25 protein-coding genes are annotated in these 26,633 nt (G+C 73.7%); 7 read left to right on the forward strand and 18 right to left on the reverse strand.

The window, feature by feature from the left end; genetic code table 11:
* Positions 1–41: 41 nt before the first annotated feature.
* The 4 genes from AB0469_RS27980 to AB0469_RS27995 all read right to left on the reverse strand — a co-directional run bounded on the left by AB0469_RS27980 (position 42) and on the right by AB0469_RS27995 (position 5,923).
* Positions 42–1,751: a DUF885 domain-containing protein gene (locus AB0469_RS27980; protein WP_366454221.1), complete on the reverse strand. Its 1,710-nt coding sequence runs from the start codon at positions 1,749–1,751 to the stop codon at positions 42–44.
* Between the two features lie 35 nt (positions 1,752–1,786).
* On the reverse strand, positions 1,787–3,202 hold the full coding sequence (locus AB0469_RS27985; protein WP_366454222.1) for a GNAT family N-acetyltransferase: 1,416 nt from the start codon (positions 3,200–3,202) through the stop codon (positions 1,787–1,789).
* A 142-nt stretch (positions 3,203–3,344) separates the two neighbouring features.
* Positions 3,345–4,934, reverse strand: a complete 1,590-nt coding sequence (locus AB0469_RS27990) for an alkaline phosphatase D family protein (RefSeq protein WP_366454296.1) — start codon at positions 4,932–4,934, stop codon at positions 3,345–3,347.
* Between the two features lie 137 nt (positions 4,935–5,071).
* Positions 5,072–5,923, reverse strand: a complete 852-nt coding sequence (locus AB0469_RS27995) for an alpha/beta fold hydrolase (RefSeq protein WP_366454224.1) — start codon at positions 5,921–5,923, stop codon at positions 5,072–5,074.
* A 318-nt stretch (positions 5,924–6,241) separates the two neighbouring features.
* Between AB0469_RS27995 and AB0469_RS28000 the strand changes: the two genes are divergently transcribed.
* Positions 6,242–6,994, forward strand: coding sequence for a GntR family transcriptional regulator (locus AB0469_RS28000; RefSeq protein WP_366454225.1), 753 nt, complete (start codon positions 6,242–6,244; stop codon positions 6,992–6,994).
* Positions 6,995–7,123: 129 nt separating this feature from the next.
* On the opposite strand, the gene AB0469_RS28005 is transcribed toward AB0469_RS28000, so the two are convergent.
* From AB0469_RS28005 to AB0469_RS28015, 3 genes are all read right to left on the reverse strand, one after another.
* On the reverse strand, positions 7,124–8,275 hold the full coding sequence (locus AB0469_RS28005; RefSeq protein WP_366454226.1) for an ROK family transcriptional regulator: 1,152 nt from the start codon (positions 8,273–8,275) through the stop codon (positions 7,124–7,126).
* A 75-nt stretch (positions 8,276–8,350) separates the two neighbouring features.
* Positions 8,351–9,001 (reverse strand): response regulator transcription factor, encoded by a 651-nt coding sequence (locus tag AB0469_RS28010; RefSeq protein WP_366454227.1) that lies wholly within the window; start codon positions 8,999–9,001, stop codon positions 8,351–8,353.
* Positions 9,002–9,005: 4 nt separating this feature from the next.
* Complete coding sequence (locus AB0469_RS28015; protein WP_366454228.1) at positions 9,006–10,190, reverse strand: histidine kinase; 1,185 nt, start codon at positions 10,188–10,190, stop codon at positions 9,006–9,008.
* A gap of 107 nt (positions 10,191–10,297) precedes the next feature.
* Here AB0469_RS28015 and AB0469_RS28020 point away from each other — a divergent pair, with 107 nt between their 5' ends.
* Genes AB0469_RS28020 through AB0469_RS28030 form a run of 3 tightly spaced genes read left to right on the forward strand, consistent with a single transcriptional unit; the run spans position 10,298 to position 12,463 of the window.
* Complete coding sequence (locus AB0469_RS28020; protein ID WP_366454229.1) at positions 10,298–11,209, forward strand: ATP-binding cassette domain-containing protein; 912 nt, start codon at positions 10,298–10,300, stop codon at positions 11,207–11,209.
* 26 nt (positions 11,210–11,235) lie between these two features.
* Positions 11,236–11,985: an ABC transporter permease gene (locus AB0469_RS28025; RefSeq protein ID WP_366454230.1), complete on the forward strand. Its 750-nt coding sequence runs from the start codon at positions 11,236–11,238 to the stop codon at positions 11,983–11,985.
* A gap of 40 nt (positions 11,986–12,025) precedes the next feature.
* Complete coding sequence (locus AB0469_RS28030) at positions 12,026–12,463, forward strand: hypothetical protein (RefSeq protein ID WP_366454231.1); 438 nt, start codon at positions 12,026–12,028, stop codon at positions 12,461–12,463.
* Here AB0469_RS28030 and mug read toward each other — a convergent pair.
* From mug to AB0469_RS28055, 5 genes are all read right to left on the reverse strand, one after another.
* Positions 12,460–12,999: a G/U mismatch-specific DNA glycosylase gene (mug, locus tag AB0469_RS28035; RefSeq protein ID WP_366454297.1), complete on the reverse strand. Its 540-nt coding sequence runs from the start codon at positions 12,997–12,999 to the stop codon at positions 12,460–12,462. The genes AB0469_RS28030 and mug overlap by 4 nt on opposite strands.
* Complete coding sequence (purB, locus tag AB0469_RS28040; protein ID WP_366454232.1) at positions 12,996–14,429, reverse strand: adenylosuccinate lyase; 1,434 nt, start codon at positions 14,427–14,429, stop codon at positions 12,996–12,998. Before purB ends, mug begins: the two co-directional genes overlap by 4 nt.
* Positions 14,430–14,500: 71 nt before the next feature.
* Positions 14,501–15,283 carry an SGNH/GDSL hydrolase family protein gene (locus AB0469_RS28045; protein WP_366454233.1) on the reverse strand — a complete coding sequence of 261 codons (783 nt, stop codon included), beginning with the start codon at positions 15,281–15,283 and terminating at the stop codon, positions 14,501–14,503.
* Positions 15,284–15,361: 78 nt separating this feature from the next.
* Positions 15,362–16,381, reverse strand: a complete 1,020-nt coding sequence (locus AB0469_RS28050; RefSeq protein ID WP_366454234.1) for a hemolysin family protein — start codon at positions 16,379–16,381, stop codon at positions 15,362–15,364.
* On the reverse strand, positions 16,378–17,718 hold the full coding sequence (locus AB0469_RS28055; protein ID WP_366454235.1) for a hemolysin family protein: 1,341 nt from the start codon (positions 17,716–17,718) through the stop codon (positions 16,378–16,380). The genes AB0469_RS28050 and AB0469_RS28055 overlap by 4 nt, the downstream gene beginning before the upstream one ends.
* A 677-nt stretch (positions 17,719–18,395) precedes the next feature.
* Between AB0469_RS28055 and AB0469_RS28060 the strand changes: the two genes are divergently transcribed.
* Entirely contained in the window at positions 18,396–18,872 is a 477-nt protein-coding gene (locus AB0469_RS28060) for a ricin-type beta-trefoil lectin domain protein (RefSeq protein ID WP_366454236.1), read from the forward strand.
* A 117-nt stretch (positions 18,873–18,989) separates the two neighbouring features.
* On the opposite strand, the gene AB0469_RS28065 is transcribed toward AB0469_RS28060, so the two are convergent.
* The 4 genes from AB0469_RS28065 to bioB form a co-directional block, all read right to left on the reverse strand.
* Entirely contained in the window at positions 18,990–19,649 is a 660-nt protein-coding gene (locus tag AB0469_RS28065; RefSeq protein WP_366454237.1) for a class I SAM-dependent methyltransferase, read from the reverse strand.
* Between the two features lie 308 nt (positions 19,650–19,957).
* Positions 19,958–20,677 (reverse strand): dethiobiotin synthase, encoded by a 720-nt coding sequence (bioD, locus tag AB0469_RS28070; RefSeq protein WP_366454238.1) that lies wholly within the window; start codon positions 20,675–20,677, stop codon positions 19,958–19,960.
* Position 20,678: 1 nt separating this feature from the next.
* Positions 20,679–22,013, reverse strand: a complete 1,335-nt coding sequence (locus AB0469_RS28075; RefSeq protein ID WP_366454239.1) for an adenosylmethionine--8-amino-7-oxononanoate transaminase — start codon at positions 22,011–22,013, stop codon at positions 20,679–20,681.
* Positions 22,006–23,277: a biotin synthase BioB gene (gene bioB / locus AB0469_RS28080; RefSeq protein ID WP_366454240.1), complete on the reverse strand. Its 1,272-nt coding sequence runs from the start codon at positions 23,275–23,277 to the stop codon at positions 22,006–22,008. Before bioB ends, AB0469_RS28075 begins: the two co-directional genes overlap by 8 nt.
* A 180-nt stretch (positions 23,278–23,457) precedes the next feature.
* On the opposite strand from bioB, the gene AB0469_RS28085 reads away from it, so the two are divergent.
* On the forward strand, positions 23,458–24,639 hold the full coding sequence (locus AB0469_RS28085; protein WP_366454241.1) for an 8-amino-7-oxononanoate synthase: 1,182 nt from the start codon (positions 23,458–23,460) through the stop codon (positions 24,637–24,639).
* Positions 24,640–24,643: 4 nt separating this feature from the next.
* Here AB0469_RS28085 and AB0469_RS28090 read toward each other — a convergent pair whose 3' ends face one another.
* Both AB0469_RS28090 and AB0469_RS28095 read right to left on the reverse strand, forming a co-directional pair.
* Complete coding sequence (locus AB0469_RS28090; RefSeq protein ID WP_042809353.1) at positions 24,644–24,865, reverse strand: DUF397 domain-containing protein; 222 nt, start codon at positions 24,863–24,865, stop codon at positions 24,644–24,646.
* A 12-nt stretch (positions 24,866–24,877) separates the two neighbouring features.
* Positions 24,878–25,762 carry a helix-turn-helix transcriptional regulator gene (locus tag AB0469_RS28095; protein WP_366454242.1) on the reverse strand — a complete coding sequence of 295 codons (885 nt, stop codon included), beginning with the start codon at positions 25,760–25,762 and terminating at the stop codon, positions 24,878–24,880.
* 197 nt (positions 25,763–25,959) lie between these two features.
* Between AB0469_RS28095 and AB0469_RS28100 the strand changes: the two genes are divergently transcribed.
* Positions 25,960–26,409, forward strand: a complete 450-nt coding sequence (locus AB0469_RS28100; RefSeq protein WP_366454243.1) for an ATP-binding protein — start codon at positions 25,960–25,962, stop codon at positions 26,407–26,409.
* Positions 26,410–26,633 lie beyond the last annotated feature (224 nt).

The raw sequence follows: 26,633 nt of genomic DNA on the forward strand, positions 1-26,633 counted from the left end.
CTCGTCGGGGAGCGGGCGGCCGCCGTGCGTGTTCCGGCAGGTCAGAGCCGCGAGAGCTCGTCCACCAGGTCGTCCAGGCCCAGCGAGCCCTGCGAGAGCGCCGCCATGTGCCAGGCCTTCAGGTCGAAGGACTCCCCGCGCGCGGCACGGGCGTTGTCCCGGCCCAGCAGCCAGGCGCGCTCGCCCAGCTTGTAGCCGATCGCCTGCCCCGGCATCGACAGGTAGCGGGTCACCTCGCTCTCGATGAAGTCCGCCGGACGGCCGCTGTGCCGCCCGAAGAACTCCTGCGCCAGCTCCACCGTCCAGCGCTCGCCCGGGTGGAAGGGGGAGTCCTGCGGGATCTCCAGCCCCAGGTGCATGCCGATGTCCACGATGACCCGCGCGGCGCGCATCATCTGGCAGTCCAGGTAGCCCAGGCGCTGCTCGGCGTCCTTGAGGTAGCCCAGCTCGTCCATCAGGCGCTCCGCGTACAGGGCCCAGCCCTCGGCGTTCGCGCTGACGAGACCGACGCTCGCCTGGTAGCGCGACAGCTGGTCGGCGACGTGCGTCCACTGCGCCAGCTGGAGGTGGTGGCCCGGAACGCCCTCGTGGTACCAGGTGGAGACCAGGTCGTACACCGGGAAGCGGGTCTGGCCCATGGTGGGCAGCCAGGTGCGGCCCGGGCGGGAGAAGTCCTCCGAGGGGTTGGTGTAGTACGGCGCCGCCGCGCCGCCCGAGGGGGCGATCTTGGACTCGACCCGCTTGACCCGCTCGGCCAGTTCGAAGTGGGTGCCGTCGAGGTTGGCGATGGCCTCGTCCATCAGGCCCTGCAGCCAGGCCTGGACCTCGTCCACGCCCTCGATGTGGGTGCCGTGCTCGTCCAGGTGGCGCAGCACGTTCCACGGATCGGCCTCGTCCGGCAGGATCTTGGCCGACTCGGCCTTCATCTCGCCGAGCAGGCGGTGGTACTCGGACCAGCCGTAGGCGTAGGCCTCGTCCAGGTCCAGGTCCGTACCGTTGAAGTAGCGCGACCAGCGGGCGTAGCGCTCGCGGCCCACCGGGTCCGGGGCGTCCGCGACGGCCGGGGCGTACACGTCCCGCATCCAGTCCCGCAGTTCGACCACGGCCGCGGTCGCGGTGGCGGCCGCCGCGTCCAGCTCGGCGCGCAGGGAGTCGGGGCCGGCGGAGGCGAACTCCCCGAAGAAGTCCCGCTCGCCGTCGCCGTCCTGGCCGGCCCAGGTCGTGAGCTGGCCGACGAAGGTGGCGGTGGGGCGGGGGCCGCCGAGCAGCCCGCGCTCCAGGCCGAGGGCGAGGCTCTCGCGGTAGCCGGCGAAGGCGGCCGGCACGGCGCGCAGCCGCTCGGCGATCGCGGCCCAGTCCTCCTCGGTGTCGGCCGGGGTGAGGGTGAAGACCTCGCGGACCTCGTGCGCCGGGGAGTGGATGTTGCTGACGGTGCGCAGGTCCTCGTCGGCCTCGTGGACCGCGAGTTCGGCGGTCAGGCGCTCGCGCAGCAGACGGCCGCAGCGGCGCTCGCCGTCGGTGTCGGCGCCGGGCAGCCGCTCGGCCTCGTCGAGCTTCGCGAGGGTGTCGCGCGACAGCCGGGCGCGGGCGGCACGGCCGGCGGGGGAGAAGTCGGGGAGCGAGCCGGAGCTGGCGGCGACACCGAGGTAGGTGCCCATGATCGGGTCGATGGCGATGAGTCCGTCGACGTAGGCGTCGGCGACCTGCCGGGGCAGAAGGGCTGCGCTGTCACTGTGGAGGGTGTCTGACATGCGGACATCTTCGTACGGCCGACACCCCTACGTCATCACCATACGGGCTTGTTCTCCTGACGGAGCCCGGATTCCGGACGCCTGAGTGCCTTGGCCGGGTCCAGCCGGGCCGTGACCACCAGGGTGCCCTCCTCGATCTGGTAGTCGAGGGGCAGGCCGAGGCCGCGCATGGCCGCGACCATGCCGGTGTTGGACGCCTGGGTCACGGCGTACACGCTGTCGGAACCGGCCTCCACGGCCATCGCGAGGAGCCGGCGCAGCAGTTCCGAACCGATGCCCCTGCGCTGCCACTCGTCCTCGATGAGCAGCGCGACCTCGGTCTCGTCCCCGTCCCACAGCAGGTGGCCGAGGGCGACGAGCCTGCCGGAGGCGGTGGTGGCGGCCAGGGTGCGGCCGAAGCGCGGGCTGAGCAGGTGGCCGAGGTAGCGGTCGGCGTCGGCGACCGGGCCGTGGTAGCGCAGGGCGAGGGTGCGCTCGCTGCACCGGTCGTGCATGGCGCGGGCGGCTGCCAGGTCGGAGCCGTCGGCGCGGCGCACGGTGATCTCGTTGCCCTCGGGGAGGGTCAGCACGTCCCGGCTCCGGGGGACGCGCGGGCCGAGGCGGGCGTCGAGCTCCACGAGGGCGCGGGCGCGGGCGAACTCGGTGGGGGTGAAGGGGAGGTACGGGCGTTCCACGGTGATCGCACCGCCCGAGGGGTCGCGCAGCCGCATCACCGTGGCCTCCAGGACGCCCTCCACCGGGGCGTCGCCGCCCGCGTTGGGGCGGCCCGAGAGGGTGGTGGCGGGGATCGAGTGGATGGTGCAGCGGCCCAGCAGCTGGCGCAGCGCGAGGGGCAGTTCGGCCGCGTCCAGGGCGGTGCGGGTGGCCAGGCCCAGGACCCGGGTGGGGGTGTCCACCAGGTCGTGGGCGTCGGCGCGTTCGATCCAGGTGCTGCGGCCGCCGGCCCGGGCGACGGCCCGGGTCAGGCCGGCGGTGGCCAGGTGCTGGGGTGCGCGCAGCAGGAACTCGTCGACGGTGCCGCCCTCGGGGAGGGGGTGGGTCTGGAGGGTCAGGATGTCCACTCCGTTGCGGGCGAGCGCGGTGCACAACGAGGCGAGGCTGCCGGGCTCGTCGCGCACGGTGGTCCGCATCCGCCACAGGGCGCCCGCGGCGGGCGCGGTGGTCGGGGCCGTTTCCTGCGCTGTTGCCGGGGGCGGACCGGAGGCGCCCCCGGCGGCCGGTGGCGCATGGCTGTGCCGGCGGGCCCACCAGGTGTGGAAGCCCGCCGTCACCAGCAGCGCGACGGCCGAGGCGACCAGCAGGAGCGGGCCGCGGGGACCGTGCGCGACGAGATTGGCGATGCCGTCGGCGACCGCGACGGCGCAGAAGAGGGCGGCGAGTTCGACGAGGTCCCGGCGCCAGTGGTGGCGGTGGGGGTGCGGGGCGGCGGTCGTGTGGTTACGGTCAGTCATGCACACCACTGTGACGCCCGGGTGTTGCGTGACCACGAACGATCTGTGACCGACTGGTTAAGTGTCGCTCTGGCCCGTTTCACCCGGTTTTCCGATGGGTTTCAGCCGGTGGCACCGCGGCCGGAACGGCCGCGCCGGTGCCTCACGGCTGGCCGACGCGGCCCGGCTGGAGCACCTGGGTGAAGAGTACGTCCCCTCCCTGGCGGCGCAACCGCACGGTGAGTTCCCCGCTGTCGCCGTCGATCTCGACCTCGCCGTAGTACGGGGGGTTCTCCGCCGGGGACATGTTGGCGACCGGCGCCGACTGCACGTACGCGGTCCGCGGCCCGAAGGTCGCGTCCAGCCTGCCGGCCGGGAAGCCGCCCGCGCCGACGGGGCCGGAGACGAACTCCCAGAACGGTGCGAAGTCGGAGAAGGCCGCGCGCTCGGGGGCGTAGTGGTTGGCGGCGGTGTAGTGGACGTCGGCGGTGAGCCAGAGGGTGCCCGTGATGTGCTGGTGCTTGATGTGGCGCAGGAGGTCGGCGATCTGGAGCTCGCGCCCGAGCGGGGCCCCCGGGTCGCCCTGGGCGACCGCCTCGAAGTCCACGGCCCCGTCGGGGACCACGATGCCCAGCGGCATGTCGGCGGCGATCACCTTCCAGGTCGCCCGGGAACGCGAGAGCTCCCGCTTGAGCCAGGCCAGCTGCTCGGTGCCGAGGATGCCGACCGGGTCGTCGGTCTGGCGGCCGGGGGAGTTGGCGTCGCGGTAGGTGCGCATGTCGAGCACGAACACGTCCAGCAGCGGACCGTGCCGCAGCACCCGGTACATCCGGCCCTCGGCGCGCCCGCCCCGCAGGTCGGTCACGGGGAAGTACTCGCCGAAGGCCTGGCGGGCGTGGGCCGCGAGGGTGTCGACGTCCTTGACGGTGTAGCGCGGGTCGTCGAGCAGCTGGCCCGGGTACCAGTTGTTGCGCACCTCGTGGTCGTCCCACTGGGCCAGGACCGGTACCTGGGCGTAGAACGCACGCAGGTTGTGATCGAGCAGGTTGTAGCGGAAGTTCCCGCGGAACTCGTCGAGGGTCTCGGCGACCTTGGCCTTCTCCTCGGTGGTGACGTTGTGCCAGACGCGGCCGTCGGGCAGCGGCACTGCCGCCTTGAGGGGTCCGTCGGCGTAGATCGTGTCGCCGCTGAAGAGGAAGAAGTCGGGGTCGCGCAGCCGCATCTCGTCGAAGACGCGGTAGCCGCCCAGCTCGGGGTTGATGCCCCAGCCCTGGCCCGCGAGGTCCCCGGACCACAGGAAGCGCACGTCCTGGCGGCGCGAGACGGGCGTGGTGCGGAAGCCGCCGCGGACCGGATCGCTGCAACGGCGGGGGTCGTCGGGGTCGGTGAGCACGACCCGGTAGTGGATCTGCCGGCCGGGCGGCAGGTCGCGCAGGGTGGTGGTGCCCGTGAAGTCGGTGGCCGGGCCGAGGAAGGGGCCGCCGTGGCGGCGGACGCCGTACCGGAACGACTCGCTCGGGGAGGTCTCGACGTACATCCGCGCCGCCCGGTCGGAGCGGACCCAGACGGTGGCCGAGTGGGCGGTGATCTCACCGCACTGGACGCCCCAGAGGGCGGCCGGGCGGCCGGAGCGGGTGAAGGCGGGGACCCGGGGCGAGGCGGCCAGCGCGGGCGCGGCGAGCGCCGTGGACAGGGCCAGGCCCACCGGGACGGCGAGCGACCCGCCGAGCAGGGACCGTCGGGTGTGGGGCATCGAGGCCATGGGTGCGGCTCCAGGGGCGGCTGGGGGGGGTGGCCGGTCCAGTGTGGCGTCGCACACCAGACCGGCCGGGTCGCCCACGCGAACCGCGGGTGAACACCCGCCAGCGGATCACGGCAGGGGGCCCGCGGTCACGCCTCCACGGGCCCGGCGGCGCGCGCCGTCTGGCGGACGACCCGGGCCACGAGCGCCGGATCGTCGTTCATCGGCACGTGCCCGCAGCCCCGCAGCCGCACCAGCCGGGCCCCGGGGAGCGCCCGCTTGGCGCGCACGCCCTGGCGGGGCGGCAGCAACCGGTCGCGGGAGCCCCAGGCGATCGTCACGGGGAGTCCGGGCAGGTCGTGGGCGAACCGTACGGATCCGCCGGCGGCCAGCGTCCGCTCGAAGCCCGCGGCCCCGCGCAGGGCGAGGGTCTCGGCGACCACGGCCTCCGGGGCGCGCCGGCCCGGGCGGGCGTAGATGGTGCCGGTGAGCGCGGCGCGGCCCGCGGCGCTGCGCGCGAGCCGCTCCAGGGCCGGGCGGGGCAGGGCCCGGGCGCCGGCCCGCATCGCGCGCAGGGCGGTGAAGGCGTAGACCCGCTCGGCCTCCGACCAGAACCCGCCGGGGGAGAGGGCGGTGACGGAGCGGGCGGTGCCGAGGCGTCCCATCTCGAGGGCGAGCAGCCCGCCGAGGGAGTTCCCCGCGAGGTGCGGGCGCTCGACGCCGAGCGCGGCACAGAGCGCTCCGAGGGCCGGGACGACGGTGGCGAGGTCGTACGGGACCCCCGGCGGCAGGGGGCCGGAGGCGCCGAAGCCGGGCAGGTCGACGGCGATCACGTCGTACTCGGCCGCCAGGAGGTCGGAGACCGGGTGCCAGGCCTGGAGGTGGTGGCCGATGCCGTGCAGCAGGAGGAGGGGCTCGCCCGCGCCCTTGCGCTCGTAGGCGACGGTGGCGGTGCGGGGGCCCAGCGGCGAGTCGATGGGGAAGGAGACGGTGGCGGTCATGCTGCTCCTCGTCGGGTGGACGCGAGTGGGAGGGGCCGTCGGAGAGACCGCCCCCATCATTACCGTCCGGTAGCCGGCCGGGTGGGGCCTTCGGGAAACGTGCGGGGGGCACGAACATCCTGTGAACGTCTTGCTACATATGCCCGATCTGCCCGGCGGGGTGGCGAGGATTGGTCTTGACCAAGGGGGGGTGCCGACCTATGGTCGCAGGGATAGTGCAGGAACCTTTAATAAACAAAGGCGCGGAACTGCGGCGCGGAACTGCCGCTGGAAATGCCGCCCGACACGGCGACGGCGGCGATTGCAGGAGGAGTCAGGGTGGGGACCACGCAGCTCGAATCGGTACCGGAGCCGAAGTACTGGCACCTCAAGACCGTGCTCAGCGAGGCGCTGGACCGGGACTTCGCGGTCGGCGAGGTCCTGCCGAACGAGCGTGAGCTCGCCGCCCGCTTCGGAGTCGCCCGCGCCACCCTGCGGCAGGCCCTGGAACAGCTCGAACTCGAAGGCCGCCTGCAGCGTCGCCGCGGCGTCGGCACGACCGTCGCCCCGCCGCGCGTGGGCGTCGCCGTCGGCAGCGCCGGACACGCGTGGCCCGGTGAGAGCGCCGACGGCTGGGAGGCCGTGGACGCCGTCGACACCGTTCCCGCGGGTGCGGTCCTCGCGCTGCTGGGCACCGCCGCGAGCCAGCCCGTCCACACCGTGCGCCGGACCCGTGTCACGCAGGGCCAGGCCGTCGCGGCCGAGCTGCTCTACGTACCCGCCGCCTCCGTCCCCGGGCTCTCCGCCATCGACGCCCCCGCCGGGCCCGCGCGGGCGCGAGCCGTCCTGCGGGAACTCCAGCGGCTCGAGCTGGACGGGCAGGACCGCTCGGTCGAGCTGGGCTCCGCCCGCGCCGACGACGCCAAGGAGCTGGACCGGCTGCCGGGCGCCCCGGTGCTCCTGGTCACCACCCGCTACTTCACCGCCGAGGGCACGGCCGCGGTCTCGGTGGCCACCTATCGCGCCGACACCTGCCGCCTCACCTTCGGCGACACCGGCATGGAGATCACGGAGACCCGCGCCGCCTCCTGACCGGCGGGGGCGTTCACGGCCCCGCCCGCGTCCGCAGCGCAAGCGGAGCCGGGGCGGGGCAGGCGGACCGCTCCGCGCAGCGGCGGCACGGCCGTCCCGCCGGAAGCGACCGACGCCGAACCGGAGGCGTCACCGGGCGGTGACGGTCTTCTCCACCGCGAACAGCTCCTCTTCCACGTGGTCCAGGGCGAGCCGCAACGCCCCCGTGGCCACGGCGGCCTCCCCCAGCAGGGACAGCGCCACCCTCGGCGGCCGCAGGCAGTACCGCTCCAGCTCCCGCCGGAGCGGATCGAGCACCCCGTCCAGGCCGGCCGCCCACCCGCCGACCACGACCAGCTCCGGATCCATCGCCAGCACCAGCGCCGCCACGTCGTGCACCAGCCGCTGGAGGAACCGGTCCACGGCGGCCACCGCCCGCTCGTCGCCCCGCCTGGCCATCGCGAACACCTCGGCGACCGCCGGCTCGTCCAGCGGATGCAGCGGTTCGCCCGTCGTTGACAGCAGCCGCTCCGGGGTGGCCTCGCGGCCCAGCAGGTGCAGCGCGCCGATCTCGCCCGCCGCGCCGCCGAAGCCGCGGTGCAGCCGGCCGCCGATCAGGGAGCCCGCACCCGGACTGAGACCGGCCATCACGAACACCATGTCGTCGGTGTCCCGCGCCGCACCCTTCCAGTGCTCGGCGACGGCCGCCGCGTTGGCGTCGTTCTCCACCCGGACCGGGCAGCGGAACGAGCGCCGCAGCCGCTCCCCGAGGGGCAGCCCGGTCCAGCCGGGCAGCGCCGTCCCGAGGCGGACCGTTCCGTCGGCCTCCACGATGCCGGGACTGCCGGCACCGACCGCCCGCAGCGAGTCGCGCGGGATACCGGCCCGGCGCAGCAGATCGGCCACCGCCGCCCTGACGCGCTCCAGCCGCTCGTCGGCCGACGCGGTCTCGGCCACGTCCTTGGTTCCGGCCCCGATCACCCGGCCGTCCAGCCCGGACAGCAGCACCGCGATCCGGTGCGCGCCGATCTCGACGCCCAGCAGGTGGCCGGCCTCGGCGCGGAAGCGGAACCGCCGCGCCGGCCGGCCCTGCCGCCGCGCACCCTCCTCCGCGTCGGCCTCGACCACCAGACCCGCGCCCATCAGACCCTCCACCACCCCCTCGACCGTCGGCCGGGAGAGCCCGGTCACCCGGGTGAGGTCGGTGAGCGTCGGCGACTCGGCCGCACGCAACGCGCGCAGCACCACGGCCGAATTGATCCGCCTGAGCAGAGAGGGATCCCCGCCGGTCAGCTGCCCCAACGTGTGTCCTCCCAGCTAGCGGCCCTGTCAGCCGGATCGTACTGCGCCTCCGGCGCGGCGGCGAGAAGCGGCCCCTCAGCCCGGCGAGACGAACCCGGACTCGTACGCGGTGATCACCGCCTGGGTCCGGTCACGCGCCCCCAGCTTGCCCAGGATCGCGCTGACGTGCGACTTGACCGTCTCTGTGCCCACGATCAGCTCGCGGGCGATCTCCACGTTGGTCAGCCCGCGGGCCATGAGCCGCAGCACCGCCTCCTCCCGCTCGGTCAGCGCGGCATGCTCCAGGACGGCGCGCGCCCGCCGGTTGCCGTACTCGGCGGCGAGGGACCGCACGGCGGAGGGGAACAACAGCGTCTCCCCCTCCGCCACCAGCCGCACCGCGTGCACGATCTCCGCGGGCCGGGCCCGCTTCAGCAGGAACCCGTCCGCCCCCGCGCGCAGCGCCTGGTAGACGTACTCGTCGTTCTCGAAGGTCGTGACCACGATGATCTTCGGTGGCGAGTCCACCGACCGCAGGACGGCCCGGGTCGCCTCGATGCCGTCGAGCAGGGGCATCCGCACGTCCATCGCCACCACGTCCGGCCGGAGTCGGCGCACGAGGGGGATGACGGAGGCTCCGTCGGCGGCCTCGCCCACCACCTCGATGTCGGGCTGGGCGTCCAGGACCGCGCGCAGACCCGCGCGCACCAGGGGTTCGTCGTCGACGAGCAGTACGGTAACCGGCATCGGGTCAGCGTATTCGCTCCAGCGGAAGCCGCGCGCGCACCCGCCAACCGCCCGCGTGGGGACCGGTTTCGGCCTCGCCGCCGAGCAGTGAGGCCCGCTCCCGCATCCCGCGCAGGCCGCTTCCCGCGCCCGTGCTGACGGAGGGGCGCTCCGGCAGCGGGTTCGTCACCTCCAGCTCCAGTCGGCCGTCGGCCATCCCGACCCGGACGCGGACCGGAACGGGACCGCAGTGCCGCAGCACGTTCGTGAGCGCCTCCTGGAGGATCCGGTACCCCTCCCGGGTGACGGGGCCGGGCAACTTCTCCAACGGGCCCGTCAGTTCGGCGTCCACCGCGGCCCCGGAGGCGCGGGCCGACTCCAGCAGCCGGTCCGCCTCCGCCAGGGTCGGCCGCTGCGACGCCGGCTGCGGCGACTCGCGCAGCACCAGCAGCACCCGCTCCAGGTCCTCCAGCGCGGCCCGGCCCGTCTCCTCGATCGCGCTGAGCGCGCGGGCGGTGAACTCGGGGTCGCCGGCGGCCCGCGCGGCCCCGGCCTGGACCACCGCCACCGTGAGGGCGTGCCCGATCGAGTCGTGCAGCTCCCGCGCGATCCGGGTCCGTTCCAACAGCTGCTCCGTGCGCGCCTCCAGCGCGGTGAGCCGCTCGGCCGCCGACGGACCCAGTAGCAGCCCCGCCACCAGGGTGATGAGCTCGCCGAGCAGGACCACGATCACCATGAGCAGGACCAGCGGCAGGGGCGCCAGCAGCAGCGCGACCCACGGGGAGAGCGGGGACGGCAGCAGCCAGTCCAGGTCCTCGTTCGGTCCGGCTCCGAGGGCGAACCCGATGAGGTCGACGGTGGTGACCGGCAGCCAGACCGTGACCGAGAGGGCGACCGAGGCGAAGAGCATCCTGGTCTCCAGCCACACCAGCGTCCGCCAGCGGTCCCCCCAGCGTGCGGACGGCTCCGCGCTTATCGTGCCGTCGGGCCCGTCGCGCTCGTAGGGGGCGAGCAGGAACTGGGCCTGGAGCCCCTCGGCCGTCCTGACCCAGGGCACGAAGCCGAGCGGCACGACGATCAACAGCGGCATCCACGGCATCTCGGGCGCTATGAACAGCCATATGGCCAGCAGCAGCACGGGTACGCACAGGTGCAGCCAGCGCGAGTAGGTCACCGGTCGGAGCGGAGCGCGCAGGAGTCGTCGGTACATGCCCTCATGGTCGCAGCGCCCGGTCACCGGGCGTCTCCCCCGTACGGGGGAGACGGGACCCCCGCACGGGGGAGGGAGGGGGAGCGGCCGGCGCGGAGTCTTGAGCCATGAACAGCATCGAGTTCCGCGAACTGACCAAGGCATACGGTCCTTCCCCGGCGGTGGACCACCTCACCTTCGACGTCGTACCCGGACGGGTCACCGGCTTCCTCGGGCCCAACGGCGCCGGGAAGTCGACCACGATGCGCCTGCTGCTCGGCCTGGACCGCCCGACCTCGGGCACGGCCACCATCGGCGGAGAGCGCTACCACGACCTCCGGGATCCGCTGCGCCGCGTCGGGGCGCTCCTCGACGCCCAGGCGGCGCACGGAGGACGGACCGCGCGGGACCACCTGCGCATGCTGGCGGCGGCCGCCCGCATCCCGGCGAGCCGGGTGGAGGCGGTGATGGAGCAGGCCGGCATCGCCTCGGTGGCCGGCCGGCGGATCAAGTCCTTCTCCCTCGGCATGCGCCAGCGGCTGGGCATCGCCTCGGCCCTGCTGGGCGACCCGGAGGTCCTGCTCCTGGACGAGCCCACCAACGGCCTCGACCCCGAGGGGATCGTCTGGATCCGCGAGCTGCTGCGCGAGATGGCCGATGACGGCCGCACGGTCCTCGTCTCCAGCCACCTGATGTCGGAGACGGCCGCCTTCGCCGACCACCTCGTCGTCCTCGGGCGCGGCCGGCTGCTGGCCGACACGTCGATGGAGGAGTTCATCGACGCCCGCAGCAGCCCGCGGGTGAGGTTGCGCACCTCCGAGCCGGCCCGGCTCCGGGAAGCCCTGGCCCGCGAGGGGTTCGAGCTGGCCGACGCCGAAGGCGGGCGCTGGACGGTCGAGGGCATACAGGCCGAGCGGCTCGGCCGGCTCGCGGCCGGGGAGGGCATACCCGTGCTGGAACTCGCCGACGAGCGGGCCTCGCTGGAGCAGGCCTACCTCGATCTGACCGCAGAACACGCCCAGTTCGCCGCCACCCACTGACCCCCCGCACCGAAGGAGGCACCGCCATGAGCACCGCTCTGCCCACCCGCCCCGTCCTGCACTCGGAATGGATCAAGATACGGTCCCTTCGCGGCAGCACGGCGGCGCTGATCACCATCCTGGCCCTGTCGGTCGGCATCCAGGCGCTGGCCGCCGCCGCGACGGGCGAGGCCGACGGAGGCGCCCTGGGGGACGACCCCCTCTTCGCTTCCTCCTACGGCATCATCTGGGGCCAGGTCGCGGCCATGGCCTTCGGCACGACCGCCCTGTCGGCCGAGTTCCACAACGGCGCCCTGCGCACCTCGCTGGCGGCGGTGCCGAGCCGCACCCGCTTCTACCTCTCGAAGATGGCGGTGATCGGCGGACTCGCCCTCGTCGTAGGCCAGATCACCGGCCTCCTCACCTTCGTCGCCGGCCAGGCCTTCATGGGCTCGCACGCCCTCCGCCTCGGCGATCCGGGCACCTACCGCGCGGTCGTCGGCAGTGGCCTCTACCTCACTCTGATCACCCTGTTCGCTGCCGGACTGACCGCCCTGCTCCGCAGCGGAGCGCTCGTACTGAGCCTGCTCATACCCTTCGTGCTGATGGTGTCCTTCATCGTCGGCGCGGCCACCGGCGGCGTGGCCGAGTTCCTGCCGGACCGGGCCGGACAGCTGGTCATGCACGGCGCCACGGACGGGCGGCTCGGGCCGTGGAGCGGCCTGGGCGTCCTGGCCCTGTGGGCCGGCGCGGCCCTGGCCGGCGGCTGGGTGGCGGTGCGGCGCAGGGCGGCCTGACACAGGGCCAGTTGTCAGTGCCCGCCGCGATACTGACGCCATGACCACGGGAGAGCACCTCGACACGATCGACCGGCTCCGCGCCGAGGCCTTCCCGGCCGAACCGGCGGGCATCGAAGGGCGCAGCGCAGGCCCCGGCCACCACATCGTCCCGCTGAGCCGGACCCGGGACTTCTGGGACGACGACGGTTCGGGCCGGGACGAGGCGGCCGACCAGATCGCCGCCGAGTACGGGGCGCTGACCCAGGCCCTGACCGGCCGGTGGGGCGAGCCCCAGGTCTTCGCCGTGGGCTCCCTGCTGGACCGGGGGTTCGCCGGGGAGGAGATACCGGAGCCCTGGGACGAGGTCTGCAACACCACCGACCACGTACACCTGTGGCGGGTCGGGGAGCAGTGGCTGGTGGTGTACGTCGCCCAGTGGGACAAGGAGTTCCCCTACCTGCTCATGGCGGGGATCACCGTGGTCGACCCGCCCTAGAGCTCTTCCGAGGCCTCGCGGAGGCGGGCGAACTCCTCGGCCATGGACGCGGCGGTCCAGTGGGCGTTGAGGCCGCTCGGGTTGGGCAGCGCCCAGATCCGGGTGGTACCGATGGTGCGCTCCTGGGGGCCGATGACGGCCTTCGGCTCGTGGAAGGCGGTGCGGTAGGCGGTGATGCCGACCACGGCCAGCCACTGGGGGCGCAGCCGTTCCACCTTCGCCGTCAGGATCCGCCCGCCCTCGCGGAACTCCTCGGAGCTCAGCTCGTCGGCGCGGGCGGTGGCCCGGGCGACGACGTTGGTGATGCCGAGGCGGTAGGAGAGCAGCTCCTGCTGTTCGGCGGGGGCCAGCAGGCGGGGGGTGAAGCCGGACAGGTGCAGGACCGGCCAGAAGCGGTTGCCGGGGCGGGCGAAGTGGTGGCCCGTCGCGGCGGAGAGGAGGCCCGGGTTGATACCGCAGAACAGCACACGCAGACCGCCCGCGACCACGTCCGGGAGGACGCGGTCGCGGGCGGCTTCGAGCTCTTCGGGGGTCAGAGGATCGACCCGGGGGCGTAGCCGGCGGCTTCCGGGTGCTCCTTGGCGATGGCCTCGATACGGGAGACCACGCTCGCGACCTGGTCGCCCGCGGCGCCCGTGAAGGACAGCTTGTCGGCCATCAGGGCGTCCAGCTGCGTGCGGTCCAGCGGCATCCGGTCGTCGGCCGCGAGCTTGTCGAGGAGCTCGTTGCGCTCGGCGCCCTGCTCGCGCATGGCCAGGGCGGAGGCGACGGCGTGCTCCTTGATGACCTCGTGCGCGGCCTCGCGGCCCACGCCGGCCCGCACCGCGCCCATCAGCACCTTGGTGGTCGCGAGGAACGGCAGGTAGCGGTCCAGCTCGCGGGCCACGACGGCCGGGAAGGCGCCGAACTCGTCGAGGACCGTCAGGAACGTCTCCAGCAGGCCGTCGAAGGCGAAGAAGGCGTCCGGCAGGGCCACCCGGCGGACCACGGAGCAGGAGACGTCGCCCTCGTTCCACTGGTCGCCGGCCAGCTCGCCGGTCATCGAGGCGTAGCCGCGCAGGATGACCATCAGGCCGTTCACGCGCTCGCAGGAGCGGGTGTTCATCTTGTGCGGCATGGCGGAGGAGCCGACCTGGCCGGGCTTGAAGCCCTCGGTGACCAGCTCGTGGCCGGCCATGAGGCGGATGGTCTTCGCGATCGACGACGGGGCGGCGGCCAGCTGCACCAGGGCGGTGACCACGTCGTAGTCGAGGGAGCGGGGGTAGACCTGGCCGACCGAGGTGAAGGCCTGGGAGAAGCCGAGGTGGGCGGCGATGCGCTGCTCCAGGTCGGCCAGCTTGGCGGCGTCCCCGCCTAGCAGGTCGAGCATGTCCTGGGCGGTGCCGACCGGGCCCTTGATCCCGCGCAGCGGGTAGCGCTCCAGCAGGTTCTCAAGGCGGTCGTAGGCGACCAGCAGCTCGTCGGCGGCGGTCGCGAAGCGCTTGCCCAGGGTGGTCGCCTGCGCGGCGACGTTGTGGGAGCGGCCGGCCATGACCAGCTCGGCGTGCTCGCCGGCGAGCTTGCCGAGGCGGGCCAGCACGGCGACCGTGCGGTCGCGGGCCAGCTCCAGCGAGAGCCGGATCTGCAGCTGCTCGACGTTCTCGGTGAGGTCACGGGAGGTCATGCCCTTGTGGACGTGCTCGTGGCCGGCGAGGGCGTTGAACTCCTCGATCCGGGCCTTCACGTCGTGCCGGGTGACCTTCTCGCGCTCGGCGATGGAGGCGAGGTCGACGGTCTCCAGGACGCGCTCGTAGTCGGCGAGGGCGGCGTCCGGGACCTCGATGCCGAGGTCCTTCTGGGCGCGCAGGACGGCGAGCCACAGCCGCCGCTCCAGCGTCACCTTGTACTCGGGGGACCACAGGACGGCGAGCTCCGCGGAGGCGTAGCGGCCGGCCAGGACATTGGGGATGCGGGGCTTGGCTGTCACGTGTAGGGATTCTACTGGGGCTCGAGCTGTGCGTTTACGCAGGTGGGGGCACCACCTGCAATTGTGGCTTGCTACAAGGGCGGCGGGGTTCCGTATGGCAGAAGCTCCGGGCGCTTCGGGGGGCGGCCGTCGCCCGAGGAGCGGCCCGTCAGCCGGCGGCCGATCCAGGGCAGCAGGTGCCGCTTCGCGAAGCGCAGGTCCTCGCCGCGCCGCACGCCCCACCCCGGGGCGGAGGCCGGCGGCAGGGAGGCCGCCCAGTCGTCCTCGGCGGGCAGGCCGAGGGCCTGCCAGACGGCTTCGGCCACCCGCCGGTGCCCCTCGGCCGTCAGGTGCAGCCGGTCGGCGTCCCACAGGCGCGGGTCCCCGAGGACCGGGGCCCCGTACAGGTCCACCAGCAGTGCGCCGTGGCGGGCGGCGAGCTCCTCCAGGATGCCGAAGAGCTCCTCCATGCGGGGCCGGAAGCGCTCCATCACCGGACCGTGCCGACCCGGCGAGCGCATCAGGACCAGGCGCCCGCAGGAGGGGGCCAGCAGTTCCACCGCGGCCTCCAGGTGGGCCCGGACGCGCCCCATGTCCACCTTGGGGCGCAGGGCGTCGTTCAGTCCGCCCACCAGGGTCACCACGTCCGCGCACATCGCCGCCGCGGCCGGTGCCTGGTCCTCGGCGATCTGCCCGATCAGCTTCCCGCGCACCGCGAGGTTCGCGTAGCGGAAGTCCGGCTCGCGCGCCGCCAGCCGGGCGGCGAGGAGGTCGGCCCAGCCCCGGTAGGAGCCGTCCGGGAGCAGGTCGGACATTCCCTCGGTGAAGGAGTCGCCGACCGCGACGAAACTGGTGTAAGACGCATTCATCCCCATGGCGCAGCGATGCTACCGCGCGGTATCCCGGCCCCGGAGGGCCGGGACACCGCCACCCGACGCCACCTGCGGGGAGGCCTACGCCGAGGCAGGCCTGCCGAAGAGCTCGCGCAGGACGTCCTCCATCGTCACCAGGCCCGTCATGGCCCCGTCCGCGCCGAGGACCGCCGCCAGGTGCGTACGGCTGGCCCGCATGGCGGTCAGCACGTCGTCCAGCGGGGTTTCCGCCCGCACTTGCGCGATCGGGCGCAGCTCCGACACCGGGAAGGGCTCGTCCCGCTCCAGGGCGTCCAGCGCGTCCTTGACGTGCAGGTAGCCGAGGATCCGCCGTTGCCCGTCGACGACGGGGAAGCGGGAGTAGCCCGACTCGGCCGAGAGCCGCTCCAGCGCGTCGGCGGTGATGCCCTGCCGGGCCGTGACCACCCGGTCCACCGGCAGCACCACGTCGGCGACGGGCCGCCGCCCCAGTTCCAGGGCGTCGTGCAGCCGCTCGCTCGCCCGGCCGTCGATCAGCCCGGCGTCGCTGGAGTCCTGGACCATCCTGGCCAGCTCGTCGTCCGAGAAGGTGGCCGCGACCTCGTCCTTCGCGTCCACCCGCAGCAGCTTCAGCAGGACGTTGGCGAAGGCGTTGATCGCGAAGATCACCGGCTTGAGCGCATGGGTCATCGCCACCAGCGGCGGCCCCAGCAGCAGCGCGGTGCGCACCGGCTCGGCCAATGCCACGTTCTTGGGCACCATCTCGCCGAACAGCATGTGCAGGTAGGTGGCCAGCGCCAGCGCGATCACGAAGGAGATCGCGTGCGTCACCCCGGCAGGCACCCCGACGGCGTCGAGGAGCGGGCTCAGCAGGTGTGCGATGGCCGGCTCGGCCACCACGCCCAGCACCAGGGTGCACAGGGTGATGCCCAGCTGGGCCGCCGCCATCAGGGCGGACACGTGCTCCAGGCCCCACACGACCGCGCGGGCCCGCCGGTCGCCCTGCTCGGCGTACGGTTCGATCTGGCTGCGCCGGACCGAGATCAGCGCGAACTCCGCGCCGACGAAGAAGGCGTTCACGACCAGGGTCGCCAGGCCGATCAGCAGCTGGATCGCGGTCATCGGTCCCCCTCCGCGCCCTCGTCGCCGGGCACCTCGGTCGGCATGTGCAGCAGCACGCGCGCGGCGCGCCGGCCGCTCGCGTCGACCACGTCCAGACGCCAGCCGTCCAGCTCCAGCCGGTCCCCGACGGCCGGGATCCGGCCCAGTTCGGCGGCTATCAGCCCGGCCAGGGTCTCGTACGGGCCCTCCGGGACGCGCAGCCCGATCCGCCGCAGCTGATCGGTGCGCGCGGCGCCGTCGGCGGAGTACAGGGTCCGGCCGTACTCGTCCGTGCCGGCCGGTGCCAGGTCGGCGGTCTCGTGCGGGTCGTGCTCGTCGCGGACCTCGCCGACGACCTCCTCGACGATGTCCTCGAGGGTGGCCACGCCGGCCGTGCCCCCGTACTCGTCGATCACCACGGCCATCGTCTGCCTCCCGGACAACCGGTCCAGCAGCCGGTCGACGGTCAGCGACTCCGGTACGAGCAGGGGCTCGCGCAGCAGCTGCGAGACGGGGTGGCCGCGGCGCTCCTCGGCGGGCAGGGCCAGGACGTCCTTGATGTGGACGGTCCCCACGACCGTGTCGAGGCTGCCCCGGTAGACGGGGAAGCGCGACAGGCCGGTGGCCATCGTCGCGTTGGCCACGTCCTCGGCGGTGGTCTGCACGTCGAGGGCGGTGACCTGTACCCGCGGGGTCATCACGTTCTCGGCGGTCAGGTCGGCCAGGTTCAGGGTCCGCACGAACAGTTCCGCCGTGTCCTTCTCCAGCGCGCCCGCCTTGGCGGAGTGCCGGGCGAGCGCCACCAGCTCCTCGGGGCTGCGCGCGGAGGCCAGCTCCTCGGCGGGCTCCAGCCCGAACCGGCGGACGAGGTGGTTGGCGGTGCTGTTGAGGTGGCTGATCAGCGGTCTGAAGGTACGGCTGAAGACCCGCTGCATCGTCGCCACGCGCTTGGCGACGGCCAGGGGGGAGGAGATCGCCCAGTTCTTGGGGACCAGCTCGCCGACCACCATCAGCACCACGGTCGACACGGCCGTGCCGAGCACCAGGGCGGTGGAGGAGGCGGCCGATGCGGACAGGCCCATGGCCTCCAGGGGACCCGAGATCAGGGCGGCGATCGACGGCTTGGAGATCATGCCGATGACCAGGCCGGTCACGGTGATGCCGAGCTGCGCGCCGGAGAGCTGGAAGGTCAGGCTGCGGACGGCGGCGAGGGCGCTGTCCGCGCCCCGCTCGCCGCGCTCCACGGCCCGCTCGAGCTCGCTGCGCTCGACGGTGGTCAGCGAGAACTCGGCGGCGACGAAGACCCCGCAGGCAAGGCAGAGCAGCAGCGCCACGACGAGCAGGAGCACTTCGGTCATCGGTCGATCACCTCCGTCCCATGATCGGCCAGGACGGGAGGTGCCGCGCGGTGTCGCGCGCGGGGATGCCGGGGACCGGGAGGCTCGCCCATGGGCGGACGCTCACACCTTTCGGGTCGGGAGGGCTCGGAAGGCTTCCGAGGGGCCGGGAGGACCTCTGCACCCATGGTAAAGGAAAGGCAAAGCCGACGGCTCGTCCTCGTGGCCGAGTGGGTACGTGGGGCGCGGCCGGCGGTCGCCGCCCCGAGGGGATCCGGGGTCGCCGGTTCGGGCCACCCGCTGCCGGACAAGGCTTTTCCGGCCATGCGCCCCGGTGCCGAAGCGTTTATTCCGAGAATGTTGGCTCGATATCGTCCACCCGGCGGCTGCGGGTATGGAGAAGCCTTATATCCGGAACGTTTCGGCGGGTTGGGAGCGACCGGTCGTGTGCGTGACGAAAGGGAATTCATTCCGGCCTGGCGTGGGGATGTGTGCGGGTCGGTGTGCTGGTGGGAGGCGTGATCGTTGATCATCGGATGATCCGGGGACTGCGCGTTTCGAGTGGCGGACGGGCAGATTTCGCGGACCGACAGGTGATTGCTGATATCAATTTCCCTGCGCTCGGATCCGCGCCGAATAAACCTCATTCCGGTCGTGCGCCCATCGCGCCGGCCTGCACCGAGAACGGAATTCGCATCATGGGAACCGCCTTCCGCAAGACCATCGCCCTCGCCGCGCTGGCACTGACCGCCTCCCTCCTGCCGGCCGGCGGGGCGGGGGCGGCGAGCGCCGTGCAGCAGGCCGCCGTCCCCGGCCGGTACTGCCTCGCCAACGCCTGGGGCACCCCGAACGTCTCCTCGAAGCCGTGCGACTCCGCCGACCAGGGCCAGCGCTGGACCGTTTCGGGCAACCAGATCGCCCTCACCGACGCGCGCGGCTACTGTCTGGCCAACACCTGGGGCACCGCGCAGGTCACCACGAAGCCGTGCAACGCCAATGACCAGGGGCAGTACTGGAGCGTCTCCGGCCAGCAGATCTCCCTGACCTTCGCCCCGGCCTACTGCTTCGCCAACGCCTGGGGCACCCCGAACGTCTCCACGAAGCCCTGCGACTCCGCGGACCAGGGCCAGAAGTGGGTCGTCTTCAACGACCAGATCAGCCTGGCGGCCGCCTGATCCCACCCCTCGTCCCGGGGAGGCGCGCTGCACGCCTCCCCGGGGCACCACCGGCCGGGCCGTGGCTTTCGGATCTTGCCGGGCGGCGCGGGTCAGGCAGGATCCGGGAGACACGGCCTAGTCGTGGGAGCGGCGGGCCGAGCCGATGACGCAGTACGAGGTGGGGAGCGACGGGCCGCGTTCGGGCAGGCGGAAGGAGCGGTGGGAGACGATCCGGAAGCCGGCCGCCTCGATCGAGGCGAGCGGGTCGCGGGCGGTGTGGCAGCCGCCGAACAGGCGCGGCCAGACCGTCCGGTCGAGCGCCCGCTGGACGGCGGCCATCCCCGGACCGGGGGCGATCCCGTGCTCCAGGAAACGCAGCTCCGCGCCGGGACGCAGCACGCGGTGCAGCTCGCCGAGGGCGCGCGGCAGGTTCCGCACGGTGCACAGCACCAGCGAGGCGACGGCGGCGTCGAAGGCCTCGCTCTTGACCGGGAGGGCCTCGGCGACCCCCGGTACGAGGTCCACCGGCACCTCGGCGCGCATCGCGGCGGCCGCCGCGAGCCGGCGCAGGGTGCGCTCCGGTTCGACGGCGACGACCTCGGACACGGAGCGCGGGTAGTGCGCGAAGTTCAGGCCGTTGCCGGCTCCGATCTCGATGACGCGGCCCGACACCCCCCGCAGGAGCTCCTCGCGCAGCGCCCCGATCCCGGCACGGGTCTCGGCGGCGGTGCTGGCGCGGGCGTAGAACCGGGCGAAGCAGGGGTGGTGGACGGGATCGGGGGCATGGGCGGGCATAGGGCGGCCTCCGGTCGCGGGTCGGGGGCTGACACGCGGGCACACGGAGCGCGTGGGCCCACCGGGGCCTGTTCCCCGCCCCGACCCGCCGCGAAACCGGTCCGGTGCCGAACCGGCCCTGCGGTCCCCGGGGCGGGCCGGCCGGGCGGTTCCCCGGGTCAGGCCGGCCCCGCCGGTCCACGGTCAGGCCGGCCCCGCGGTTCCCCGGGTTCGGGCCGGCCCTGCGGTCCCGGTTCGGGCCGGCCCTGCGGTCCCGGGTCGGGCCGGCCCTGCGGTCCCCGGGTCAGGCTGGCCCTGCGGTCCCCGGGTCAGGCCGGCCAGGCGGCCAGGAAGGATTCCGGCGACCACGTCCCGTCCAGCCGGGGGGCCAGCCAGTCCGGGGCGGCCTCGCGGAAGGCGGGCGGCGCCAGGGTGCCGGAGCCCTCGGGGACGGCGCCCAGCAGCGGGAGGCCGGAGGCCTTCGGCAGGTCGGCCAGGTTGCAGCGGGAGGCCAGGTCGGGGGAGGCGGGCCAGCTGCCCACCACCACGCCGAGCCCGCGCAGCCCCCGCGCGGTCAGGGCCTCGGCCGTCAGGGCCGTGGAGTTGAGGGTGCCCAGCCCCGCAGGGGCCACCACCAGGACCGGCGCCGCCAGCAGCCGCGCCGCGTCGGCCAGGGTGTGGCCCTCCTCGTCGAAGCGGACCAGCAGCCCGCCCGCGCCCTCCACCAGCACCAGGTCGTGCGTCGCCGCCAGACCGGCGGCCGCCTCGGCGATCCGCTCCGGGCCGATCGTCGCCAGCCCGGAGCGCCGCGCGGCGGTGTCCGGGGCCAGCGGCTCGGGGTAGCGGGCCAGTTCCAGCGCGGTCACGGCAGGACCGGCCAGGCGTACGGCCTCGGCCGCGTCCCCGGGCTCGTCCGGTCCCACCCCGGTCTGCGCGGGCTTGAGCACCGCCACCGACCGGCCGGCGGCCACGGCCGCCGCCGCGATGGCCGAGGTGACCACCGTCTTGCCGATTTCCGTGCCCGTACCGGACACGACGATCACGGACATCTCAGCCCTCCCGGGCCGCGGCGACGGCCGCGCGGCAGATACGGGCGACATCGGCGTCGCCGGTGACGAACGGCGGCATGGTGTAGATCAGGTCGCGGAACGGGCGCAGCCACACGCCCTCGCGGACCGCGGCCCGGGTGGCGGCCCAGACGTCGACCGGGTGGTCGAGCTGGATCACGCCGATCGCGCCCAGCACCCGTACGTCCTTGACCTCCGGCTGCCCGGAGGCCTCCGCCAGGCCCTTGCGCAGGCCCGCCCCGATCCGCGCGACCTCGCCCGCCCAGTCCTGGCCGAGCAGCAGGTCGACGGAGGCCAGGGCCACGGCCGTGGCGAGGGGGTTGCCCATGAAGGTCGGCCCGTGCGCCAGCACCGGGACCTCGCCCTGCGAGATCCCCTCGGCGACCCGCTCCGTGCACAGGGTGGCGGCGAGCGTGAGGTAGCCGCCGGTCAGGGACTTGCCGAGGCACATCACGTCCGGGGTCACGCCCGCGTGGTCGGCCGCGAACAGCGCGCCCGTGCGGCCGAAGCCCGTCGCGATCTCGTCCAGGACCAGCAGTACCCCGTACTCGTCGCACAGCTCGCGCAGCACCCGCAGGTAGCCCGGGTTGTGGAAGCGCATCCCGCCCGCGCCCTGCACCACCGGCTCGACGATCACCGCGGCCAGCTCGTCCGCGTGCGCGGCGACCAGCGCGCGCAGGTGGGCGGTGTACTCCGGGTCCACGGGGGTGTCGAAGTCCCCGGGCGGCGCGTCCGCGAAGACCTGCTGGGGCAGGTGGCCCTGCCACAGCTCGTGCATGCCGCCCTCGGGGTCGCAGACGGCCATCGGCTGCCAGGTGTCCCCGTGGTAGCCGCCGCGCCAGGTCAGCAGCCGGGTCTTGCCCGTCCGGCCCAGCGAACGCCAGTACTGCAGGCACATCTTGACGGCGACCTCGACGGACACCGACCCGGAGTCGGCGAGGAAGACGTGCTCCAGCCCGGGAGGGGTGATCTCGACGAGCCGGGCGGCCAGTCGGACGGCGGGCTCGTGGGTGAGCCCGCCGAACATCACGTGCGACATCCGGCCCAGCTGGGCGCGGGCCGCCTCGTTCAGCACCGGGTGGTTGTAGCCGTGGATGGCCGACCACCAGGAGGACATGCCGTCGACCAGCTCGTCGCACCCCTGTGCGGGGGCGGCCAGGCGCAGCCGGACCCCCGAGGCGGAGGAGACCACGAGGGTCTCCTGCCGCCCGGGCATCGGGCCGTACGGGTGCCAGACGTGCTGCCGGTCCAGGGCCAGCAGGCCGGCCGTGGCGGAAGCGGGGTCGAGCGGGTCGTGCAGGGGGTACGGGTCACGCATTGGGGGCGAGGTCCGTCCCCGCTCCGCGGCGGCGCACCGCCACCAGGTCCGGGCGCACCTCGCCCGGCTCGGCCTGCGCGGGGGCCTCGGCCCGCACCTCGGCCGGAGCCCCGGTGGCGTGCCCGGCGCAGCCGCCGCAGGCCGAACCGCAGCCGGGGGCCCCGGCGTCGGCCGCCGGCCCGCAGCCGCCGGAGCCCGCCGCGGAGCCGCACACGCCGCCCGCGTGGGCCGCGGCCGCGGCCGCGGCGGCGGCGGCGTCCGCCCGGTGCGCGGGCAGGGTGGTGGTGCCGGCGCCCTCCACCTCGAAGCCGGCGTCCGCGATCATGTCGAGGTCGGCCTGGCCGGCCTGGCCCTCACTGGTGAGGTAGTCGCCGAGGAAGATGGAGTTGGCCACGTGCAGCGCGAGCGGCTGCATCGAGCGCAGGTGCACCTCGCGGCCGCCGGCGATCCGGACCTCGACGTCGGGGCAGACGAACCGGACCATCGCCAGGATCCGCAGGCAGCGCTGGGGGGTGAGGTTCCACTCCTTGGCCAGCGGGGTGCCCTCGAAGGGGATCAGGAAGTTGACCGGCACGGAGTCCGAGTCCAGCTCGCGCAGCGAGAAGACGACGTCGACCAGGTCCTCGTCGCTCTCGCCCATGCCGGCGATCAGGCCGGAGCAGGCCGACAGGCCCGCCGCGTGCGCCTTCTGCACGGTGTCGACGCGGTCCGCGTAGGTGTGCGTCTTGGTGATCTGCCCGTACGTGGCCTCGGAGGTGTTGAGGTTGTGGTTGTAGGCATCCGCACCCGCGTCGCGCAGCTTCTCGGCCTGGCCGTCGGAGAGCAGCCCCAGACAGGCGCAGACCTCCACGCCCTCGTTCTGCTCCTTGATGGCGGCGATCGTCTCGCCGACGCGGGCCACGTCGCGGTCGGTCGGGCCGCGCCCGCTCGCCACGAGGCAGACCCGCTTGGCGCCGCCGGCGACGCCGGCCGCAGCGGCCTGGGAGGCCTCGTCCGGCTTCAGCCAGGTGTACTTGAGGATCTCGGCCTTCGACCCCAGGCGCTGGGAGCAGTACGAGCAGTCCTCGGGGCAGAGCCCCGACTTCAGGTTGACCAGGTAGTTCAGCTTGACGCGACGCCCGAACCACTGGCGGCGCACCTTGCCGGCAGCGGCCACCACGTCGAGCAGTTCGTCGTCGGAGGTCGCCAGAACGGCGAGCGCCTCCTCGCGGGTCGGCAGCTCGCGCCGCAGTCCCTTTTCCACCAGGGTGTTCAGCAGGTCCATGCGCCCGATCCTGTCCCACGCGACCACTCCCGGCCAAGGAGAGAACGGACAACATGGCCGGAAGGGAGTGTGTGGATCGCCACACCGGCCCCTTGGGTCACGGGCGGATAGGGTCGAGCAGATCTGTCGACTGCCGACAAAACGCGAGACACATCGCGAGACGCGACGCGAGGACCGCCGATGACCCAGCCCACCCCGGAACCCGAGGACGTCTTCGCCTGGATCGACGGCGCGGAGCGCCGGCGCGAGGAGGCGGGACTGGTGCGGACCCTGCGCCCGCGCCCCGCCGACTCGCCCCTCCTGGACCTCGCGAGCAACGACTACCTCGGCCTCTCGCGGCACCCCGAGACCGTGCGCGGCGCCTGTGCGGCGGCCGAGCGCTGGGGTGCGGGGGCCACCGGATCGCGGCTGGTCACGGGGACGACCGAGCTGCACACCGAACTGGAGCGGGAGTTGGCCGCTTTCACCGGTTTCGAGGCGGCCCTGGTGCTTTCGTCCGGATATGCCGCGAACCTTGCTGCGGTGACCGCGCTGAGCGGCCGGGACGCCCTGGTGGTCTCCGACGCGGGGAACCACGCCTCGATCGTCGACGGCTGCCGGCTCTCGAGGGCGGAGGTGGAGGTGACCCCGCACGGGGACGCGGAACAGGTCCGCAAGGTCCTGGCGGGGCACGGGGGCCGCGCCCTGCTGGTGACCGACTCGGTGTTCTCGGTCGACGGGGACGCCGCCCCGCTCGCCGCGTACGCCGCGGCCTGCCGGGAGGCGGGCGCGGCCCTGCTCGTGGACGACGCGCACGGACTCGGGGTCCTGGGCGAGGGGGGCCGGGGCGCCCTGCACGCCGCCGGGCTCGCGGGCGCGCCCGGTGTGGTCGCGACGATGACCCTCTCCAAGTCGCTGGGCAGCCAGGGCGGAGCGGTCCTGGGTCCGGCCAAGGTGATCCGGCACCTGGTCAACACCGCCCGTGCGTTCATCTTCGACACCGGGCTGGCCCCGGCCGCCGCGGGCGCGGCACTGGCGGGCCTGCGGCTGCTGGAGCGGGAGCCGCAGCGCGCGGTCCGGGTCCGGGAGGTGGCCGCCGAGCTGTACGGGAGGCTCACCGCGTCCGGCCTGACCGCGGCCCGGCCGGACGCGGCCGTGGTGTCGGTACGGGCCCCGTCGGCCGCGGCGGCACTGCGCTGGGCCGCCGACTGCCGCGAGGAGGGACTGTCCGTGGGGTGCTTCCGTCCGCCGTCGGTGCCGGACGGCATCTCCCGGCTGCGGCTGACGGCCCGGGCGGATCTCACGGGGGAGGAGATCGGCCGCGCCGTCGACACGGTCCTGCGGACCGCTCCGGCCGGGGCCACGGACCCGGTTCAGCGGTAGGACGTCACACGCGCACGTCCGTCCGTACGGAGGCGAGGAAGCCGTCCCAGGCCGGCCCGGTGAAGAGCACGGCCGGGCCGTCCGTCCGCTTGGAGTCGCGGACGGCCAGCAGTCCGCCGCTCAGGGCGGCCGCTTCCACGCAGTTGTTCATTCCGGTGCTGCGGCTGCTCCGCCGCCACCGCGCGCTGTTCAGAAGTCCGCTGGTGGATAAGGGGGTTGCGGACACGGGGGTGCCTCCTTACGCGTCGTCAGCGAGTGAGCTGATGAGATCCGACGAGTCACGGGGCGGGAGGGCGTGCGCCTGGATGGTGCGGAACGCGGCGCTGTACGCCTCTAGGTCTTCCTTCCGCTCCAGATAGAGGCTACTCGTCAAATGGTCGAGCACCACCACATCCAGATCGGCGATGTTCGGAAATGAGAAAATGACGAACGGTCCGGTCAGGCCGAGATGGCCCCCCACAGTGAACGGCAGTACCTGGAGGTGTACTTGGGGCAGGCGTGCCACCTCCGCGAGGTGCCGCAGCTGCTCCCGCATCACCCCCGGCCCGCCGATCTGCCGGCGCAGCACCGCCTCGTCGAGCACGGCGCTCAGCTCCAGCGGGGGATCCGCCCGCAGTACCGCCTGCCGGGCCAGCCGTACGTCGACCAGCGCGTCCACCTTCGGCTCCGGAAGCCCGCCCAGGGCGGCCCGGGTCACGGCCCGCGCGTACTCCGGGGTCTGCAACAGACCCGGCACCACCGAGAGTTCCACCGTCCGCGCCGAGCGGGCCCCCGCCTCCAGGCTGATGAAGTCCCGGTACTCCTGCGGGAGCAGGCCCCGGTAGTCGTGCCACCACTGGCGGCCGCGCGCCTCCTCCCCGCCCGCCGCGGGCCCCGCCGCCGAAGCGCCCAGCGCCTCCAGCAGGGCGCGCTGCTGGGGGCTCACCACGTCCCCGTAGGCGTCCAGGAGCAGCCGGATGTCCTGCGTCTTCACGCCACTGCGGCCCGTCTCGATCCGGCTGACCTTCGACTGGTGCCAACCCACGATGCGGGCCACCTCGCCGCTCGTGAGGCCGGTGCGGTCGCGCAGTGCGCGCAGTTCCTCGCCGAGCTTGCGCCGGCGCACCGCGGGACCGTGCTGCATACCCGCTCTCCTTCCACCGGCGCGGATCGCACCAGTCTGCCGTCCAAATACGCTCTTCCGTAGCAGAGTTCACCGCATTGGGCGACAGATATATGCATATCTTGGGGGAACGCAGGAAACGGCGGGACGATGGATGGCACTCTGGCGCTCAGCGCAGAACCGGGGCGGCTCCGTCCCGGTGGGAAAGGGACGTCGCCATGGCAGATCAGCTGGAAGCATCCGTCACCCTGCCGAGCGACCCGGTCTCGGTGGCCGCCGCCCGCCGCTACGCCGCGCAGGTCCTGAGCGACTGGGGACTCCCCGAGGACGCCGACACCGCCGACACCGTGCGCCTGGTCGTCTCCGAGCTCGCGACCAACTCGGTCCAGCACACCTTCGGGCAGTCGCCCACCTTCACCGTCGACCTGCGCCTGGAGCGCGAGGAGTGGCTGCGCGTCGGTGTGACCGACAGCCATCCGCGCTGGCCCCGGCGGCTCCCCGCGGCCGTCCAGCAGGACAACGGCCGGGGCATGGTCATCATCCGCTGGCTGGCGGCGGAGGCGGGCGGCCGGCTGTCGGTCAGCCCCACCGAGGACGGCGGCAAGACCGTCTGGATCTCCCTGCCGTGGCCGGCCGGCGCGCCCGCCGGCGCGGCGCCCGGCCGCTGAGCCGCAGGGGTCCGGCGGCCGTATACGAAGACGGGGGCGCGGCCCCCGAAGGGATGAACCGGGCGCCTGCCGGAAACGTGGGTTAACCCGGCGGAAAAGTACCGGCTCTAGGGTGTGGCCGCGGGCTTGCGCCAATGGCCTCCCATGCGCCGGTAAAGCACCGGTGATCGGGACGGAAAGCCTCGCTCTGCGTTGGGCAAGACATGCTTGGCATGGATATGCGC

Origin of the sequence: Streptomyces sp. NPDC093801 (assembly GCF_040701585.1) — a bacterium.
Classification (GTDB): Bacteria; Actinomycetota; Actinomycetes; order Streptomycetales; family Streptomycetaceae; genus Streptomyces.